Here is an 18,037-nt window from a genome sequence, read left to right as displayed (position 1 = left end):
CAAGAGTGAACCACCTGATCCCTTCCCGAACTCAGAAGTGAAACCTCTTAGCGCTGATGGTAGTGTGGGGTTACCCATGTGAGAGTAAGTCATCGCCAGCTCATTATTCGAAAACACCCCCTGATATGTCAGGGGGTGTTTTTTTATGTCGGAAGAAAAGCGAAAAATAAGAAGAAAAGCAGAAGAATAGAATAGGAAAATGAGAAAATTATTGATAAATTGAGACTTGAATTATTTAAAAATGGATGATTCTTAGACAATAAACGCATTCAAAAATCATCAATTGAGGGAATTCTCAGCTTAAAATGCTGGAAAATCTGAATGTAAGTCAGCTAAAACAACAGTTTAAATGCCTAATTATCGACTTAAGTGATGTCTGATGACTTATGATTTAGAAATCTACGACTTAGATCGTAGAGCTGCGATTTTTTTCTCTAAAATTTGAGGTTTATTCTGACAATTTTCATATCAAATAATCTATCGTCTAATTGTGATTTAGCTTCTAGTAACACATTGATAATTAATCATTATAAAAACTAGACCTACAGTCCATCGATTTTTTTATGTATAAATATTTCAAAAATATCGAAGTTTTTATGACATTTTATTCCCAAACGACATGGATATATCTGAAAGGTATGGGGCTATACCTTTGTAATTTTGGACAATTTACATTCAAAAACGGCATTGTAGCGAAAAATAAAACTCACAATTGGAGGTGAGGTTCAATGTCTACAAGCACAATGAATGTGAATAGCGTTGTCGATAACGCTAAGTTCACAAAATCGCATTTCAGCATCATGATGTGGTGTCTAATTCTTATTTTATTTGATGGTTATGACTTAGCGATCAATGGTGTTGCGCTGCCTTTATTGATGAAAGATTGGGGATTAACAGCGGTTCAGGCAGGCATGCTTGCGAGTACAGCACTTGCAGGGATGATGTTTGGTGCCATGATGTTTGGTACTTTGGCTGATAAGATTGGCCGTAAGAAAGTCATCATGATCTGTGTATTTTTATTCAGTACATTCACATTTCTAGGCGGTTTTGCATCAAATCCTACTGAATTTGGTGCTTTACGTTTTATTGCTGGACTTGGCATTGGTGGAGTATTACCGAACCTTGTGGCATTGACGTCTGAATATGCACCTAAGCATCTACGCAGTACTTTAGTGACCACTATGTTCAGTGGTTATGCAATGGGTGGCATCATGGCCGCTCTATTTGGTTCATGGTTTACTGCGGATTATGGCTGGCAAATCATGTTCTTCATTGCGGGTATCCCACTGTTACTGTTGCCGTTTGCTTGGAAGTTTTTACCTGAATCGCTCACATTTTTGGTGAAGGTGAATCGTCACGATGAAGCTCGTAGGATGATTCAAACCATTGCACCAGAGCAAACGGTGACTGCAAATACTCAACTTGAACTGACTGAAGTTGCGGTTCCGGGTGGAGCGTCTGTTAGAGCGTTGTATAAGCAAGGTCGTGGCATAAGTACGATGTTGTTTTGGCTATGCTTCTTTATGTGTCTATTAACCCTGTATGCATTAGGTAGTTGGTTACCAAAACTAATGATGGCCGCAGGTTATTCGTTAGGTAGCAGTTTGACGTTCCTATTGGCGATGAATATTGGTGCGGTGATTGGTACGATTGGCGGCGGTATTTTAGCGGATAAGTTCCATTTAAAACCGGTGATCATTACATTATGTCTTGCAGGTGCTGTGGCACTATCGTTACTCGGCTTTAATTCACCACAGCCTGTGATCTATCTTTTGGTTGCTGTCGCAGGTGCATCGGCAATTGGTTCGCAAATCTTGCTGTATAGCTATGTTGCACAGTACTATCCGTTGTCTGTACGTTCGACAGGTATTGGATGGGCATCTGCAGTCGGTCGTACAGGTGCGATTGTTGGCCCTATTCTGATCGGCTATTTATTATCACAAGAATTGCCACATCAAATTAACTTTATGGCCGTAGGAATTCCAGTAGTCATCGCAGCAATTGCAGTGTTCTTTATTCGCAAAGCGCAAACGGATGAAGAGGTTGCCGCTTTAGAAAATGTGAATAAGGCTTCAGTGAAAACACAGCGTTCGTATAGCTAAATCATAGATTTAAAAAAGCCCGTCATTTGATGGGCTTTTTTATGTTGTACTTATAATTTTATCATTGAATTTAGGTTAAATGATTGATTAAAAAATTGATAAATAATGAGATTTAATATTTTATACAGCTTTCTAATTTAATGTCATTGTTATATAGAGACTCGATCATACGTTTTTCAGTACAAGCCGAGGTCTGAAAATAGGGGATGAAGTTCAGGGCGTATAAGTAATCAAGTTTGAGGCTTGAGGTTAATTTTGTTACTTAAATATAGTGAACTCTGTGCTCAGTCAGCGCATGATAGAGGGCATAGATTTATTCACATTTATCAATAATGTCTCAAGATCATGGAAATATCGTCATGTCCAAAGCCGTACAAGATATAAAAGATTATCCGCTCTATGTTGCTGGTAAAGCAGCGACCACAGCGCAGTGGTTAGAAGTGAATCATAAATATACTCAAGACGTATATGCACGCGTTGCACTCGCAGATGCTGCAATCATTGAAAAAGCCATTGATTCAGCGGTTAAATCTAGCGCTGCAATGGCGGCATTGGAACCTTTTCAAAAACAAAAAATCTTACTGCACTGCGTAAAACGTTTTAACGAAATGCGTGCAGAATTGACTGAAATTTTAATTGCGGAAGGTGGAAAACCGCGCAAAGCCGCAGCTGCTGAAGTTGAACGTTTAATCAATACCTTTCAAATTGCTGCCGATGCTGTTACACAGATGGATGATGGTCGCATGATCCCATTGGCGGTTACTGCAGCGGCATCTGGATATCAAGGTATGGTCAAACATGTGCCAATTGGTCCTGTATCGTTGATCAGCCCGTTTAATTTTCCGATCAATCTGACTGCGCATAAAATTGCACCTGCCATTGCTGCAGGCTGTCCATTTGTGTTGAAGCCTGCAAGTTTGACGCCTATTTCAGCTTTAAAAATTGCGGAAGTTTTAGCAGAAACAGATTTACCTAAAGGTGCTTTTTCAGTTTTACCTTGTCCACGGGAACATGCAGATGTCTTGGTCACAGACGACCGATTTAAACTGCTCAGCTTTACCGGTTCTGATGTTGTGGGTTGGGATATGAAAGCGCGTGCGGGACGTAAAAAAGTGACTTTGGAACTCGGTGGCAACGCTGCGGTATTGGTTGAGCCTGATACTGACATTTCAGCGGCATTTATTGAACGCTTAGTCGGTGGGGCGTATAACCATGCAGGGCAGGTGTGTATCAGCGTACAACGCATCTTGGTGCATGCCGATATCTATGCCGATGTGAAGAAAAAACTCGTGGCGAGAATGAAGCAGCTTAAAGCGGCTGATCCACAGTTGGAAAGCACCATGGTCGGTCCAATGATTAAGGAAGCAGAAGCAACACGCGTGCATAAATGGGTCGATAAAGCAGTAAAAAAAGGTGCCAAAGCATTGGTTCGTGGTGAACATCAGGGGGCTTTGCTCGATCCAATTTTATTAGAAAATGTCGATGAAGCGCTAGAAGTGTATAAAGATGAAATCTTTGGCCCTGTAGCGATTTTAGAGAAATACAAAAACTTTGAAAAAGGTATCGCCAAAATTAATAGCAGCCGTTTTGGTTTACAGGCGGGCATCTATACGCAAAATTTGAATAAAATGTTGTATGCGTGGAATCACTTAGAGGTCGGTGGAGTGATTATTAATGACATTCCATCTTTCCGTGTTGATAACATGCCATATGGTGGCGTAAAAGATTCTGGCTTAGGCCGTGAAGGAATTCAGTCTGCCATTCGAGATATGCAAGAAGAACGCGTATTGGCGATAAAACTGTAGCCGTTTAAATATGGGCTTGGTTCAGTATGGATCTGTTCGAAGCCCATTTTTTTAATCATTTCAAAAACTAAAGTGCATAAGAAAAAATGAAACGAATTTTATTATTGGTCAGTTTGATGACCGTGAATATGGCTGTCTTTGCCTTTAACGCCACTCAAATGGTGACCGATGCACGCAGTCAAATTGGGAAAACCTTATATTATGATCCTGCATATACTGCACTGCGTTATCCGATGGGAGATGTTCCCTTAATCAAGGGTGTTTGTACCGATGTGATAATTCGTGCATTACGACAGCAAGGGATTGATTTACAAAAAGCCATTCATGAAGATATGAAAGCCAATTTTAAGCAGTATCCACAAAAATGGGGCTTAAAAGGAACAGATAAAAATATTGATCATCGGCGTGTTCCCAATATTCAAACCTGGATGCAACGTCAGGGCTATGTTGTCAAGGATAAGCAGTATTTGGCAGGAGATATTGTCACTTGGGACTTAGGACGTGGTTTAGTGCATATCGGCGTGGTTTCAGATCGTAAAGTGAAAGCTAGCGATGTTCCGCTCATCATCCATAATATTGGAGAGGGCACACAGGAAGAAGATATTTTGCATGCCTATCAAATTACCGGACATTATCGAGTGAAATAACTTTAAAAATTTAATTGGAAATAAAATATTCCTAAAAGTTATATTATTGATAACTTAAATTGTATGAAAAATAAGCTGATTAAATGAACATTTAAGCCTAAACACATTATAAAAATGGAATATTTGCCGTAGAAATTACAGAAAAACTTAAAAAAAGTGAGTATTGTTAATTCATACAAAGGGAAAGTTATTTGTGGTGTTTTTAACCAAAATGCGCATGTGATTTTTCTGTTTGCAATTTGGTATAGACGCTCACAAGGTATCTCACCAGATCAAACACCCAGAATTTTATTTTTATGGTTCTTTTTTTGCTCGCGATATAACCATAACAAGCAGCAGTTAAAGATGCCTGAGGTTTAGGTGTTCTATGTCAGATAATCGTGAAAACTGGTCGGCACGATCAGGATTTATCATTGCCGCTATTGGTTCCGCTGTAGGTTTGGGAAACATTTGGCGTTTCCCTTACGTGGCGTATGAAAATGGTGGCGGTGCATTTTTAATTCCCTATTTAATTGCAATTTTTGCAGCGGGTTTGCCTTTATTATTCTTAGATTATGCAGTGGGACATAAATTCCGAAAAGCTCCGCCAACTGCATATAAAAAACTTATGAACAGTGAGGCATTAGGTTGGTGGCAAGTGATGGTGACACTCATCATCGGGATCTACTATGCCAGCGTATTGTCATGGGCCGGCAGTTATATTTTCTACTCAATCGGTCAAAAATGGGGTGAAGATACGCAAGGCTTCTTCTTTAATACCTACTTGCAAAATGCCGATGGAATTGCCTTTGGTTTTGTACCGACCTTATTTTTTGGATTGGTGATTGTTTGGGCGATTACCATGTTCATTTTATATGGTGGTGTGAAGAAGGGTGTAGAGCTTTCGAATAAAATCTTTATTCCATTGTTGGTGATTTTGTTCTCGATTTTGGTGATTCAAGCAGTGCGTTTACCGGGTGCTACAGAAGGTTTAAATGCATTCTTTACGCCAAACTGGGATGCGATGACTGACTATAAAGTATGGTTAGCAGCCTTTGGTCATATCTTCTTCTCGTTATCGATTGGTTTCGGGATTATGTTGACCTATGCGTCTTACTTAAAAGCAAAAACCAACTTGACCGGTTCAGGTGTAGTCGTTGCATTAGCCAACTCATCATTTGAAATCTTAGCGGGTATTGGTATTTTTGCGGCATTGGGCTTTATGGCGCATAGTGCGGGCGTACCTGTAAATGAAGTGGTTTCAGGCGGTATTGGTCTTGCGTTTATTGCTTTCCCGAAAATCATTTCGAGCTTGGGTGCGGGGGGGGATTTATTTGGTTTCTTGTTCTTCTCATCACTTGCAGTTGCGGGTATAACGTCAATGGTGAGTATTTTGGAAGTGCCAATTGCGTCGTTCCAAGATAAATTCGGCTGGTCACGTAAAAAAGCCGTAACGATTGTGGCAGGTGGTTCTGCCATTGTATCAACCTTAATTTTCTCAACACATAGTGCGATTACTTTCGTTGACATCATTGATTACTTCGCCAATAACATTGGTATCGTAGCGGGTGGTTTGTTCTCGATTATCTTGGTGTCTTGGTTCCGTCGTCCATTGCTTGCGCAATTACGTGATCATGTGAATCAATATTCAAGTATCAAATTGGGCTTTGGTTGGAACTTCTTATTAACGGTTGTTACTCCGCTTTCATTATTAGTAGCTTTAGGCTTAACCATTAAAGACGTTGCATCTAAAGGCTATGGTGGTTATCCAGTTGACGTGTTATTGCCTGTAGCCGGTTTAGTCATTGCGATCTTTGTGCTTGGTGCGATTGTATTTAGTTGCATGAAAGACAAAAACCCTGAGGAGAAATAACATGAATACATCTGCATTAATCATGATGATCATTTCAATGGTTTTGCTTTGGGGCGGTTTGATCTTAGCGTCGATCCATTTAGCAAAACATCCAGATGAAGAAGATTAAGCTTCATCGTTGATAAAAAAGGAACCCGAGGGTTCCTTTTTTATGTGGTACTAAAAAGCAAATTCTATTGTAGATTAAGCTGTTTTTTGAATGAGGCAGTAGAAGAAGCCATCGCCATAACCCACTTTCGGGAACAATTGACGACCATGAATTTGTTCAACACCCCAATCCGCTTCAATTTTAATTTCTTGGGCATCGGCATGATTGGCAAAGAACTCAACCATTTGCTGTTCATTTTCAGCTTTTAAAATCGAGCAGGTGATATAAAGCAGCGTGCCGCCGACTTTAAGCTGCTTCCACATGTTTTCCAAAATTTGTTTTTGTAACACTACAGTTTTTGCAATGTCGCCCGATTGACGTAGTAAACGTATATCAGGATGACGACGCATTACACCGACAGCAGTACATGGTGCATCGAGCACGATACAATCAGCAAGTTCAGGAGCAGTATAGGTGATGGCATCGGCAGTCTGAATTTCAACATGTTTACCATCGAGATCCAAACGATCAAGGTTTTCAACCACACGTTTTAGACGCTTTTCATCTTGATCCAGTGCAATGAGTTTCTTCGGTTGGAAAGTCTCTAAAATATGTGCGGTTTTACCACCCGGCGCAGCACAAGCATCAATCACAAATTTACCATCGAGATTTGGTAATAGTGTTGCACACAGTTGAGCATGTTCATCTTGTACCGAAAAACCACCTGCTTCAAAGCCCGGCAAACTTGGAATATGTAGACTTTCGTCCATCACAATACCGACATCAGACAGTTCACAGCGATGTGCATCGATGCCTTCATCTTCCAAAATATCGAGGTATTCGTCACGGCTCACTTGACGTGTATTAACACGTAACGTCAGTGGCGCAATTTGTTTAAGCTCATAGCTGAGCTCGTCAAATTGTTCACCCCAGTCTTTTTTCAAACGTTTAGATAACCAACTTGGTAAATTGGTTGCTTGTTCAAGTACGTCGTAGAACTGTTCTGTTTCACGTGTTGCACGGCGCAAAATTGCGTTGATTAAGCCACTTAGACTTCCCATACCCAATTGTTTTGCAGCTTCCACCGTTTCAGAAATTGCAGCGTGAGCCGCGACACGGGTACATAATAATTGGTACAAACCAAGGTATAAACAGGTTTCAACCACTTGGTTATCTACTGGTTTAGACAGTAATGGTAAAGTCAGTTGTTTCAATGCGTACCATTGACGTAAACAACCGAGCACCAATTCGTGGAATAACGCACGGTCTTTATCTGACACGATATTCATTTGCTGCGCGAGTACCGATTGCAGCGATTGACCATTTTGGACAGCCAATAACGTCTTCACTACCTGAGCACGTAAATTAAGGTCTCGGGTCGAGGCGTTGGGAGATTGCTTCATTATAAAATTTGTCCAATAGTCAATTTTTGGGTTTGTAAAATTTGTACAGGGTTGAGTGGTTTAGCACCTGGCCATTGTAAAGAGGTCAAAATAATCACGCTGCCATTGGCACAGGCAACGTGTATGCCTTTTTTGTCGATGGCAATGATTTCACCTGCTTGTGCGTTCGGTGCAGACACAGCAGAAAGTTCAGAATGCCAAACACGTAAGTTGTTTTGTTCATCTAACTGAATAAATGCTACCGGCCACGGATTAAAGGCGCGAATATTACGATCGATTTGTACGGCATCGATGGACCAATCAATTTTTGCTTCGGCTTTTGAAAGCTTATGTGCATAAACTGTTAATGCTTCGTCTTGGACTTCACGGCTGTCTAAATATTGCTGCAATGTTTGTTCAGTGTCTAAAACGGCAGCAATTGCAGTTGCACCTTGCTCTGCAAGTTTGTCATGCAAAGTTGCAGAGGTATCCGTTGCTTCAATCGGGCAGATGGTTTTATACATCATGTCGCCAGTATCTAGTCCGGCTGCCATTTTCATAATGGTGACACCTGTTTCAATATCACCTGTTGCGATGGCACGTTGAATCGGTGCTGCACCACGCCAACGTGGCAGCAATGAACCATGAATATTCAGGCAGCCATATTTCGGGGTATCTAGCACCACTTGCGGCAAGATCAAACCATAGGCTGCAACCACCATAACATCGGCATTTAAGGCCTTTAATTCCGCTTGTGCGGCTAAACCTTCTTCAGTCGATGATTTGAAATGAAGCGGTTGGTAAACAGGAATATGGTGCTCTAAAGCCAATTGCTTTACGGCAGAAGCTGTGAGTTTTTGTCCACGTCCAGCTTTGCGGTCAGGTTGAGTGTATACCGCAACAATTTCATGTTGTGTGTTGAGCAAAGCAGCTAGTGCTGTTGCGGCAAATTCTGGCGTACCGGCAAAGATGATTTTCAAAATGAATGAACCGAATCTGTGTTGAATATGTGGATTATAGCAAATGATTAATGCGTAATTTAGAACATTAGAAATTGATTTTTGCAACTTTGAAGCTGTCCAAGCTCAATGATTTCATAACCCAAAATCGCAAATTTGCAATTTTTAAATAAATTATATTTATATAAAATTTAAAAATTATTCATGAAAGTTTTGTATTGTGCAGCCATTGATGGCGGTATAGTAGATTTCAGTTAAAAGATTTTTGTCGTCAAATCACTCGTTTTTATTGATAGACCCATCTGCCCAAATCTCAGCTTAAAAAGCCATCTTTAAAAACAATGGCTTGGTGTATGATAGGTTTAAAATTCGACTGATTTTACATCATTGTCAGTATGATTTAGCCAGAGTGAATCTGTAGGATTCATTTCAAGCTCAAACTTTGTTGGAAATATAAAATGCCTGACTATCGTTCAAAAACATCGACACATGGAAGAAATATGGCGGGTGCGCGCGGCTTATGGCGCGCAACTGGTATGAAAGATGAAGACTTCGGTAAACCAATTATTGCCGTCGTGAACTCATTTACTCAATTTGTACCGGGTCACGTTCATCTTAAAGACCTTGGTCAACTCGTGGCGCGTCAAATTGAGCAAGCAGGCGGTGTAGCCAAAGAGTTCAATACCATTGCTGTCGATGACGGTATTGCGATGGGTCATGACGGGATGCTGTATTCATTACCTTCACGAGACTTAATTGCAGACTCTGTGGAATACATGGTAAGCGCGCACTGTGCCGATGCGATGGTGTGTATTTCTAACTGTGACAAAATTACTCCAGGGATGTTGATGGCGGCAATGCGTTTGAACATTCCAGTGGTATTTGTCTCTGGTGGTCCAATGGAAGCGGGTAAAGTTAAAATCCGTGGTAACGACAAAGCCATCGACTTAATTGATGCCATGATTGTGGCTGCAGATGACAACTATACAGATGAAGAAGTGGCTGAATACGAACGTTCTGCATGCCCAACTTGCGGCTCATGTTCAGGTATGTTCACCGCAAACTCAATGAACTGTTTAACAGAAGCATTGGGTCTGTCTTTACCGGGTAACGGTTCTACACTGGCAACACATGCAAACCGTAAAAAATTATTCGAACGCGCAGGCTCTTTAATTGTTGAATTGGCTAAACGTCATTATGAACAAGATGATTACAGCGTATTGCCACGTGAAATGGTGACCAAAGCCTCGTATGAAAATGCAATGACTTTAGACATCGCGATGGGTGGTTCAACCAATACCGTTCTACACTTGTTGGCTGCAGCCAATGAAGCTGGCGTTGATTTCACGATGGACGACATTGACCGTTTGTCTCGTAAAGTGCCTGTACTCTGTAAAGTTGCACCTGCGAAAAACGACGTGCACATGGAAGATGTACACCGTGCGGGCGGCATCATGTCGATTCTGGGTGAATTAGACCGTGCAGGCTTGCTCGATACTTCGGTTGGTACCGTTCATGAAGCTTCACTAAAAGATGCTTTAGATAAATGGGACATCATCCGTACTGAAAATGAAGACGTTTACCAATTCTTCCGTTCAGCGCCGGGCGGTGTACCAACGCAAACTGCATTCTCACAAGATCGATATTACCAACGACTAGATGGTGACCGTGAAAATGGCGTGATCCGTAATGCTGAACATGCGTTCTCGAAAGACGGTGGCTTAGCTGTGCTTTACGGCAACATTGCGCTCGATGGTTGTATCGTAAAAACTGCGGGTGTAGATGATTCAATCTTGAAATTCAACGGTACTGCACGTGTGTTTGAAAGCCAAGATTCAGCAGTAGAGGCGATCTTGGGCAATGAAATCAAAGCCGGTGATGTGGTTGTGATTCGCTATGAAGGCCCACGTGGTGGTCCGGGTATGCAAGAAATGTTGTACCCAACCAGCTACTTAAAATCGAAAGGTCTAGGCAAAGAATGTGCATTATTGACTGACGGTCGTTTCTCGGGCGGTTCGTCAGGCCTGTCTATTGGTCACGTTTCACCTGAAGCAGCAGAAGGTGGTGCAATTGGTTTGGTGGAAGATGGCGATTTAATCGAAATTGATATTCCAAACCGTACCATCAACCTTGCTGTTGATGAAGCAACCATGGCCGCTCGCCGTGCAGCGCAAGAAGCCAAAGGTTGGCATCCAGTTGAAGAGCGTCCACGCAAAATTTCGAAAGCATTGAAAGCGTATGCAATGCATACCACGAGTGCGGCGAAAGGCGCAGTACGTGAAATCTAAACTTTAGATGTTTAATTAAAAAGCACTCCACATGGGGTGCTTTTTTAATTTACATCTACATAACTTGCATTGGATACGAGGAAATGTCATCCGCAACTGTCTGAGGCAAACGGTAATTTAAAAGTGAATGTTTCTGCGATCATTTTTTTAGTTGCAAACAGTTGCCGAGTTTTGCGGATGACAAATGGTTTTGGTTACTTTTGCCGAAACAAAAGTAACATACGAGCTCCGAAAATTAGCTTTTATAGAGGTAAGACTCCGCTGTAATCAGCTTTTAAATGAAATAATGGGACAATAATTCTAAGTTATAGATTTCTTAATCTGATTAAAAATAATGTTTCTTGAAGCAAATAAATAAAATTTAATAATTAGTGGATGTCATTAAAATTCTAAAAAGACAGCCTCGAATAGTAGCTATAATTTATATGGCTTTGTGTAGGCAATCCCTTACTTTTGAAAGATCAAAAGTAACAAAAATCTTTTGTTCTCCTGATATGGCATCCCTGCCATACAGGAAAACAGCGACATCCATGTCGTTTTGTCATGTGATTGAATGGTATTGCATGCGCTAAAAATCTTTTTTGTTGAGATGTAATTTCTTTTACATGCCGAGCGCTTTCTATACAATAAATTTAAAAGAACCCACCAAAGCTGAAGCCAAAATCAGCCATCGCCAAGGAACAACAATGAGTAAAAATAATATCCGCGAACATTCTGCTCCTGTTTATGAAGGCATAGAGAATGCGCCTGCACGTTCCATGATGCGTGCCACGGGCTTCCAAGATGCAGACTTTAAACGCCCATTTATTGGTATTGCTTCGACTTGGGCCAATGTCACGCCGTGTAATATGCATATTGATGGCTTGGCGCGTGAAGCTGAAAGTGGGGTGAATGCTGCAGGCGGGAAAGGCATTATTTTCAATACCATCACCATTTCTGACGGCATTTCCAACGGTACAGAAGGCATGAAGTATTCATTGCTATCGCGGGAAATCATTGCCGATTCCATTGAAGCTGTGTTGGGCTGTCAGGCCTATGATGGCGTAATTGCCATAGGCGGCTGCGACAAGAATATGCCAGGCTGTATCATGGGTTTGGCGCGATTAAACCGTCCGAGCCTGTTTATTTATGGTGGCACCATCAAACCCGGAGCAGGGCATACCGATATGATTTCGGTATTTGAAGCAGTCGGTCAGCACGCCAAAGGCGAAATCAATGAAATTCAAGTGAAGCAGATTGAAGAAGTCGCGCTGCCGGGGCCGGGTTCGTGCGGCGGTATGTATACGGCCAATTCGATGGCTTCAGCGATTGAAGCCTTAGGCATGAGCTTGCCAGGTTCATCGGCGCAGGAAGCAGTTTCAGCAGATAAAATTGAAGATTGCCAACGCGCAGGTGAAGCCGTGATGAACCTGCTGCGTCTCGATATTAAGCCGCGCGACATTATGACCAAAGCCGCTTTTGAAAACTCGATTAAAGTGCTGATTGCTTTAGGCGGTTCAACCAATGGCGTACTGCATTTGATTGCCATGGCGCATACCGCAGGCGTGGAACTGTCTTTGGATGATTTTGTGCGTATTGGCAAAGATATTCCTGTGGTGGCCGATGTGCGCCCATCGGGTAAATATTTAATGTCGGAACTGATTGCCATTGGCGGTATTCAACCGCTGATGAAGCGCATGCTGGATGCCGGCATGCTCGACGGTTCTTGCCTCACCGTTACGGGCAAAACTTTGGCGGAAAACTTAGCCGATGTAGAGGATTATCCTGAAGGACAGCAAATTATTTTGCCGTTTGATGCGCCAATTAAAAAGGATTCACATTTGGTGGTACTCAAAGGAAATTTGTCGCCGACGGGTGCAGTGGCTAAAATTACCGGTAAAGAAGGGCTGTATTTTGAGGGGCCTGCGCGGGTATTTGAGGGTGAGCAGGGTGCCATGCGCGGTATTTTAGATGGCGAAGTACAAGAAGGTGAAGTGGTGGTGATCCGCGGTGTTGGGCCAAAAGGCGGGCCGGGTATGCCGGAAATGTTAAAACCGACTTCAGCGATTATTGGTAAAGGTCTAGGCCAATCTGTTGCACTGTTGACTGATGGGCGTTTCTCGGGCGGCAGTCATGGTTTTGTGATTGGGCATGTGACACCAGAAGCCTATGAAGGAGGCCCAATTGGCTTGGTTAAAAACGGCGATAAAATTTCAATTAACGCTGAAACCCGTGAAATGACTTGGCATGTGGCTGAGGATGAAATTGCTGCACGTCGCGCGGCCTGGGTCAAACCGAAACCAAACTATACCCACGGCGCTTTGGCTAAATTTGCCAAGTTGACCTCTGGTGCGGAAAAAGGTGCGGTGACTGACCTAAATCTAGACGTCTAATCCATTGTTAAACATTGAACATTCAGCCCTGACTTGATATAAGTTTTGCACAAGGCTTATATCTCATTTAAAACAGCTTCATAATAGAAGTTGAATTTTAAGCATGTGCTGGCAGGTTCGGTACAATTCATCATTTTGAGGCAAAAAACGCATGTCACTGTTACGCCGTTGGTTCGATCCAATCCGATCGAGTTGGTTTTATCAGAAACCGACCCGACAAGCGGTGTTACCCACGGAACAAGGTCTGAGTGTTTATCTTCGACTGGATGATGTTTATAGCTATTTGGCTGCGCAGCAACTGCCTCAATTAGAAGAAATTCTCAGTGATGAAATTAAACCACTGAAAGTGATTATTTGTCGTCAGAGTGCTGAACCTCCTAATCAAATGTCATCGATAGAATGGCAACAATATTGTCTGAATGATGCCCAAATTTTAGCGCGGCAGCATCGTTTTAGTTTTCATGAAACACCTGAACAACCGACCGCCGAAGCTTTAGAACAAGCCGAAATTATTCTAAAAAATACGCCATTACGCGGCCAAGATTTTCTTTATTTACTTGAAGATGTGTTCCACATGCTGTGGCAAAAGCAGTATGGCAAGCTGAGAACACTGTATGCGATGGCCAGCCGTCATCATAAAGCTCAAGATTTTCCTGAACGTATCTTTACCGATACCCCGATTTTATCGGGCTATTTTGAGTTTGGTGAACGTAAGTACCATGCTGTAGATGATTTACTGCGTTTAACGCGCCGTTTAAAACAACAAAAACTCCTGACAGATAACCCGATCTTTATGATCAATCATATTGAATGGCGTGAGCACCTGATCAGTGATGCAGAAGAGTTGAATGAAATTCAGGGACTCGATCCTGAGCTTGATCTCTACATCGCGATGGAAGATCCGATTTCATGGTTACTGTTGGCTTATATTCGTGAGGAATTGGCGGACTATTATAATATTCAGTTGAATGTGTATCCATTGTCGTATCACGGTCGTGATCTGTTTGACTGGAGTTTGGCAACACGTCTGTCTAAACGGACCGAAGTTAAGTTCACGCCATTTTGCCGGCCTACAGAAGCTGCGACATTAGCTATGTCACAGCTTTACTACAGTGCGCCCGAAGAGCAGCGTATTGATGCGATGTATCGCATTTTGGAGGCTGTATGGACCAAAGGGCGTGATTTATCCTTCAAAGCACATTTTCAGGCTTTACAGTATGAGTTAGAGATTTCTGAACTGATCACTGAGGATATTGCTGAAAAATTAAAAGAAAATGATATGCACTGTGAGATGAAGTCACAGCCCGATTTTCCTGTTTTAGAATTACGTATTGCAGGTCAAAGCTATGTATTTAATAGTTTATATCGCGTTTGGATGATTGAAAGTATTTTCAGTAATGTGTTAGAAGAGAAGTATAAAAGTGAAAACACCGCTGAAAGTGAAGCCAGAGAAGATGAAGAAAGAAAAAGTTGAGTCATTAGAGCAAGCCCGCGCACAGATTGATGTGATTGATCAGGGAATTATTGAGCTCATTGCTGCACGTCAGTTTTATGTCGATCAAGCGGTGCGTTTTAAGCGTTCAGTACAGGATGTTCAATCACCAGAACGTGTCGAAGCGGTGATTAGTAAAATTCGTCTACAAGCCACAGAGCACGGTGTAAATGCAGATATTGTGGAACGTTTATACCGCGATATGATTCAGCATTTTATTCAACGTGAGTTGAAAGAGATTCGACCATAGTTGGGACCGATTTGAATTTCGTATAAGCTCTATTATGTTAAATGGGGGAAGTGTAATCCATCTTATGAATAACGACATATTCTGACGTATATGTAAGTTTTGGCTATTAATTGAACTTATATATTGTTGTTTTTATTATAAATTATTAAAAATTAGTTACATTGAAAAAACGATTATGACTACATATACATCTTTATTGCAATTAATAAGTGATTTAGAAGAGTTAAAATTAGATCAGAGCTTACCTATAGAAAAAATTGAAAGTCGTTTCATTGAAGCAATGAAAGATAAGATGGTTTTCAATTATCAAGAAGTTTTATCAAAATACGTAAAGATAAGTGAAGATATAATCGCTACTTTTGATCAAAATAAAATCCTAGCTTTTTTAACTTCGGTTATTCGTAATGAACGTTTTATAGAGGGTACTCTCTCTCATAGTTTACGTTCAGGATTAGTTTTAGTGGCATTAGAAAAATTAGCTGTATTAGTGAATACAAAGCATAAAGTCATGTTAAATGATATTTTACAAATCAAAAACTTAGATAATGTAAAAATTAGACTGAATGTTATGTTTGGTGGAAATTGGAATCCAATAGAAGTATTTAAAGATGGGAATATGGATGAGATTCTGAAGGGGCATTATTGGAACTATAGTTCCAAAAAATCATATAAAGATGGTCAAACAACTATAGGGCTTATCCGAATCAAACCAAATGAAGATTTATGGTTATTGATTCATGTTGGGAAAATTACAAAGGATCTGAATAAGTTCAATGATGTAGGCTATGAGTTTGAGGTTTTAGAACAATATCGTAAGTATTTTGGACGAATTATTGTTAAGTATAAAAATTCATCACAGACACTAATACGGAATGCTCTAACGATCATTAATGATTGTGAAATTCATCAAATATTGCCTGATGTTTTTGATAATGATCTTTTCTCTGGATATGAAAGTGTGAATGTCTCATGGCAAGAATTAACACGAGTAATTGATAAAGAGTCGTGGAAGACTGCACTACAAAATCAAAAAGCAGTGTATTTAATCACTGATATTTTGAATGGGAAAAAGTATGTTGGTTCGGCATATGCTGAGAATATGTTGCTTAATAGATGGCAAAATTATGTTAAAAGTAGACATGGTGGGAATGTTCAACTAAAGCAGCTTTCGAAGGAACACATTGAAAGTAACTTTAGATATTCGATATTAGATATTTTTAAATCGACAACAGATGATAAAGTTATATTAGGTAGAGAGAATTGGTGGAAAGATACGTTATTAACAAGGAAATTTGGTTACAATTCTAATTAGAAAATTAAAATAATACACGTTATACGAAGTCAAAAAATGGGAGCTAAGCTCCCATTTTTAATGAATTTTTTAAATAAGATTAGGATGTGTATCTAAAATTCGAATCAATGTTGCAGCTGGTCCTGTTGGATAGCGTCGGCCTTGTTCCCAGTTTTGCAGAGTACGATGGCTAATGTGGAGACGTGCTGCAAATTCGCTTTGACTTAAACCAGTTTTTTCTCGCACTTCCTTAATATCTGGTAATTCAAGTTCGGTCGTTCGACTAGCTTGGATCTCTTTGCGCTTGATTGCTCCTGCTTCTTTAATCGAAGCAACTAAGTCATCAAATAAGTTGTTATCCATGAAATTGCTCCTTCACGAGTTGGCGCAGAATGGCGGTTTCTTTATCCGTTAGATTATCTTTTACAGATTTTGGATAAGCCACCAAGAAAAAGATTTGATCATCCTCATTTACCCAATAGTAAATTACTCTGATACCGCCACTTTTGCCTTTATTACCTTGAGCACAACGTACTTTTCGAATGCCACCGCCATTCTTGATTAAGTCACCTTTATCTGGCTGAACCAATAGATCTTGTTGAAGTTGACGATATTCCTCATCAGATACAAGGTCTTTGATTTGCTTGGTAAAGATACTGGTTTCAATGAATAACATAGATTCTGTGTACGTCAATGGCGTACAAGTATTCTAGCAGTTTCCACATCAAAAAACGAGAGCTGCTGCTCTCGTTTCGTATAACCGCCATTATGTTAAATAGGAACCTTAGAACAATAGAAAATTATAATTTCATTGCCATAAGGAAGAATATACTTACAATCCTACGTTCGTTTGTAAAGCAATTTGCTGTGAAGCTAATTCAAGTGCTTTAGATTTCCCTAATGGTTTAATATCAGTGCCTTCAGCATATATAAAATCTACCTTATCAATACCAATTAATCCTAATACTGCTATTAAATATGCTGTAACAGCATCTGTTGGAAGATCTTGATGAAAACCACCACGTGAACTAAAGATAATTGATTTAACACCTTTAATTAATCCTACGGGTGCGGTTTCTGTATATTGAAAAGTTACTCGTGCTCGTGCAATTAAGTCGAACCAGTTTTTTAATTGGGTTGGTACATTTAAGTTATACATTGGTGCTGCAATCAATAATAGATCACAATCTTTCAGCTCTTGAATAAATTGATCAGAGAGAGCTACTGCTGCTTTTACCTCAGGTTTTTCATTCGCCTCTCCACGTAAGGCATTAAATATCTCTAAGTTTAATACTGGTAAGTTCATAGCTCCTAGATCATGTTCAATTATTTGGTCAACATAACCACTTTGCTTACGTCTATATAAATATTTATTAATGAGCTGATTACTTAGAGATTTTTCCTGCATAAAACTAGATTTTATAACTAAAATTCTGTTCATAGTAAGGTTCCTAATATGAATTTTAATTAGATTATCATTGATAAATTGGATACAAAAGTGATAATAAA

Annotated in this window: 15 protein-coding genes, 1 rRNA gene and 1 pseudogene; 12 read left to right on the top strand and 5 right to left on the bottom strand. The window is 40.4% G+C overall.

Features of this window, described 5'->3' with window-relative positions:
* The 6 genes from rrf to FTU02_RS12375 form a co-directional block, all read left to right on the top strand.
* Positions 1-101: ribosomal RNA gene (rrf, locus tag FTU02_RS12400) — 5S ribosomal RNA — on the top strand; the annotation flags it as partial.
* Between the two features lie 627 nt (positions 102-728).
* Positions 729-2,102 (top strand): MFS transporter, encoded by a 1,374-nt coding sequence (locus FTU02_RS12395; protein ID WP_078194503.1) that lies wholly within the window; start codon positions 729-731, stop codon positions 2,100-2,102.
* A gap of 359 nt (positions 2,103-2,461) precedes the next feature.
* Positions 2,462-3,907 carry an aldehyde dehydrogenase family protein gene (locus FTU02_RS12390; RefSeq protein ID WP_180157348.1) on the top strand — a complete coding sequence of 482 codons (1,446 nt, stop codon included), beginning with the start codon at positions 2,462-2,464 and terminating at the stop codon, positions 3,905-3,907.
* 116 nt (positions 3,908-4,023) lie between these two features.
* Positions 4,024-4,554, top strand: coding sequence for a DUF1287 domain-containing protein (locus tag FTU02_RS12385; RefSeq protein WP_373684254.1), 531 nt, complete (start codon positions 4,024-4,026; stop codon positions 4,552-4,554).
* 367 nt (positions 4,555-4,921) lie between these two features.
* A complete protein-coding gene (locus tag FTU02_RS12380) occupies positions 4,922-6,406 on the top strand; it encodes a sodium-dependent transporter (RefSeq protein WP_111885142.1) in 1,485 nt (494 codons plus the stop codon).
* Position 6,407: 1 nt separating this feature from the next.
* Complete coding sequence (locus tag FTU02_RS12375; protein WP_078194501.1) at positions 6,408-6,515, top strand: methionine/alanine import family NSS transporter small subunit; 108 nt, start codon at positions 6,408-6,410, stop codon at positions 6,513-6,515.
* A 74-nt stretch (positions 6,516-6,589) separates the two neighbouring features.
* Here the strand turns inward: FTU02_RS12375 and rsmB are convergent, their stop codons facing one another.
* A complete protein-coding gene (rsmB, locus tag FTU02_RS12370) occupies positions 6,590-7,897 on the bottom strand; it encodes a 16S rRNA (cytosine(967)-C(5))-methyltransferase RsmB (RefSeq protein WP_180157343.1) in 1,308 nt (435 codons plus the stop codon).
* Positions 7,897-8,856: a methionyl-tRNA formyltransferase gene (fmt, locus tag FTU02_RS12365; RefSeq protein WP_111885186.1), complete on the bottom strand. Its 960-nt coding sequence runs from the start codon at positions 8,854-8,856 to the stop codon at positions 7,897-7,899. Before fmt ends, rsmB begins: the two co-directional genes overlap by 1 nt.
* 437 nt (positions 8,857-9,293) lie before the next feature.
* Between fmt and ilvD (FTU02_RS12360) the strand changes: the two genes are divergently transcribed.
* From ilvD (FTU02_RS12360) to FTU02_RS12340, 6 genes and pseudogenes are all read left to right on the top strand, one after another.
* Complete coding sequence (ilvD, locus tag FTU02_RS12360; RefSeq protein WP_111885144.1) at positions 9,294-11,123, top strand: dihydroxy-acid dehydratase; 1,830 nt, start codon at positions 9,294-9,296, stop codon at positions 11,121-11,123.
* 686 nt (positions 11,124-11,809) lie between these two features.
* Positions 11,810-13,495 (top strand): dihydroxy-acid dehydratase, encoded by a 1,686-nt coding sequence (gene ilvD, locus FTU02_RS12355; protein ID WP_180009589.1) that lies wholly within the window; start codon positions 11,810-11,812, stop codon positions 13,493-13,495.
* 151 nt (positions 13,496-13,646) lie between these two features.
* Positions 13,647-14,969 (top strand): hypothetical protein, encoded by a 1,323-nt coding sequence (locus FTU02_RS12350; RefSeq protein ID WP_180005355.1) that lies wholly within the window; start codon positions 13,647-13,649, stop codon positions 14,967-14,969.
* Entirely contained in the window at positions 14,950-15,237 is a 288-nt protein-coding gene (locus FTU02_RS12345; RefSeq protein ID WP_078191648.1) for a chorismate mutase, read from the top strand. Before FTU02_RS12350 ends, FTU02_RS12345 begins: the two co-directional genes overlap by 20 nt.
* A 175-nt stretch (positions 15,238-15,412) precedes the next feature.
* Positions 15,413-15,718, top strand: a pseudogene (locus FTU02_RS16475) (DUF6508 domain-containing protein); the annotation flags it as partial.
* Between the two features lie 27 nt (positions 15,719-15,745).
* Entirely contained in the window at positions 15,746-16,549 is an 804-nt protein-coding gene (locus tag FTU02_RS12340; RefSeq protein WP_257221580.1) for a GIY-YIG nuclease family protein, read from the top strand.
* 69 nt (positions 16,550-16,618) lie between these two features.
* On the opposite strand, the gene nadS is transcribed toward FTU02_RS12340, so the two are convergent.
* The 3 genes from nadS to FTU02_RS12325 form a co-directional block, all read right to left on the bottom strand.
* Complete coding sequence (nadS, locus tag FTU02_RS12335) at positions 16,619-16,891, bottom strand: NadS family protein (protein WP_180078947.1); 273 nt, start codon at positions 16,889-16,891, stop codon at positions 16,619-16,621.
* Positions 16,884-17,204, bottom strand: coding sequence for a type II toxin-antitoxin system RelE/ParE family toxin (locus tag FTU02_RS12330; RefSeq protein ID WP_002126330.1), 321 nt, complete (start codon positions 17,202-17,204; stop codon positions 16,884-16,886). The genes nadS and FTU02_RS12330 overlap by 8 nt, the downstream gene beginning before the upstream one ends.
* Positions 17,205-17,360: 156 nt before the next feature.
* A complete protein-coding gene (locus FTU02_RS12325; RefSeq protein WP_078194113.1) occupies positions 17,361-17,969 on the bottom strand; it encodes an FMN-dependent NADH-azoreductase in 609 nt (202 codons plus the stop codon).
* Between the last annotated feature and the right edge of the window lie 68 nt (positions 17,970-18,037).

Source organism: Acinetobacter sp. YH12045, assembly GCF_013419925.1.
GTDB lineage: Bacteria > Pseudomonadota > Gammaproteobacteria > Pseudomonadales > Moraxellaceae > Acinetobacter > Acinetobacter amyesii.
This window is presented reverse-complemented; position numbering and strand designations above follow the sequence as displayed.

What these genes read in the sequence shown, in the direction of transcription:
- FTU02_RS12395 (WP_078194503.1), top strand. Translation starts at nt 729, where the DNA reads ATGTCTACAAGCACAATGAATGTGAATAGCGTTGTCGATAACGCTAAG.
- FTU02_RS12390 (WP_180157348.1), top strand. Translation starts at nt 2,462, where the DNA reads ATGTCCAAAGCCGTACAAGATATAAAAGATTATCCGCTCTATGTTGCT.
- FTU02_RS12385 (WP_373684254.1), top strand. Translation starts at nt 4,024, where the DNA reads ATGACCGTGAATATGGCTGTCTTTGCCTTTAACGCCACTCAAATGGTG.
- FTU02_RS12380 (WP_111885142.1), top strand. Translation starts at nt 4,922, where the DNA reads ATGTCAGATAATCGTGAAAACTGGTCGGCACGATCAGGATTTATCATT.
- FTU02_RS12375 (WP_078194501.1), top strand. Translation starts at nt 6,408, where the DNA reads ATGAATACATCTGCATTAATCATGATGATCATTTCAATGGTTTTGCTT.
- rsmB (WP_180157343.1), bottom strand. Translation starts at nt 7,897, where the DNA reads ATGAAGCAATCTCCCAACGCCTCGACCCGAGACCTTAATTTACGTGCT.
- ilvD (WP_111885144.1), top strand. Translation starts at nt 9,294, where the DNA reads ATGCCTGACTATCGTTCAAAAACATCGACACATGGAAGAAATATGGCG.
- ilvD (WP_180009589.1), top strand. Translation starts at nt 11,810, where the DNA reads ATGAGTAAAAATAATATCCGCGAACATTCTGCTCCTGTTTATGAAGGC.
- FTU02_RS12350 (WP_180005355.1), top strand. Translation starts at nt 13,647, where the DNA reads ATGTCACTGTTACGCCGTTGGTTCGATCCAATCCGATCGAGTTGGTTT.
- FTU02_RS12345 (WP_078191648.1), top strand. Translation starts at nt 14,950, where the DNA reads ATGAAGAAAGAAAAAGTTGAGTCATTAGAGCAAGCCCGCGCACAGATT.
- FTU02_RS12340 (WP_257221580.1), top strand. Translation starts at nt 15,746, where the DNA reads ATGTTAAATGATATTTTACAAATCAAAAACTTAGATAATGTAAAAATT.
- nadS (WP_180078947.1), bottom strand. Translation starts at nt 16,891, where the DNA reads ATGGATAACAACTTATTTGATGACTTAGTTGCTTCGATTAAAGAAGCA.
- FTU02_RS12330 (WP_002126330.1), bottom strand. Translation starts at nt 17,204, where the DNA reads ATGTTATTCATTGAAACCAGTATCTTTACCAAGCAAATCAAAGACCTT.
- FTU02_RS12325 (WP_078194113.1), bottom strand. Translation starts at nt 17,969, where the DNA reads ATGAACAGAATTTTAGTTATAAAATCTAGTTTTATGCAGGAAAAATCT.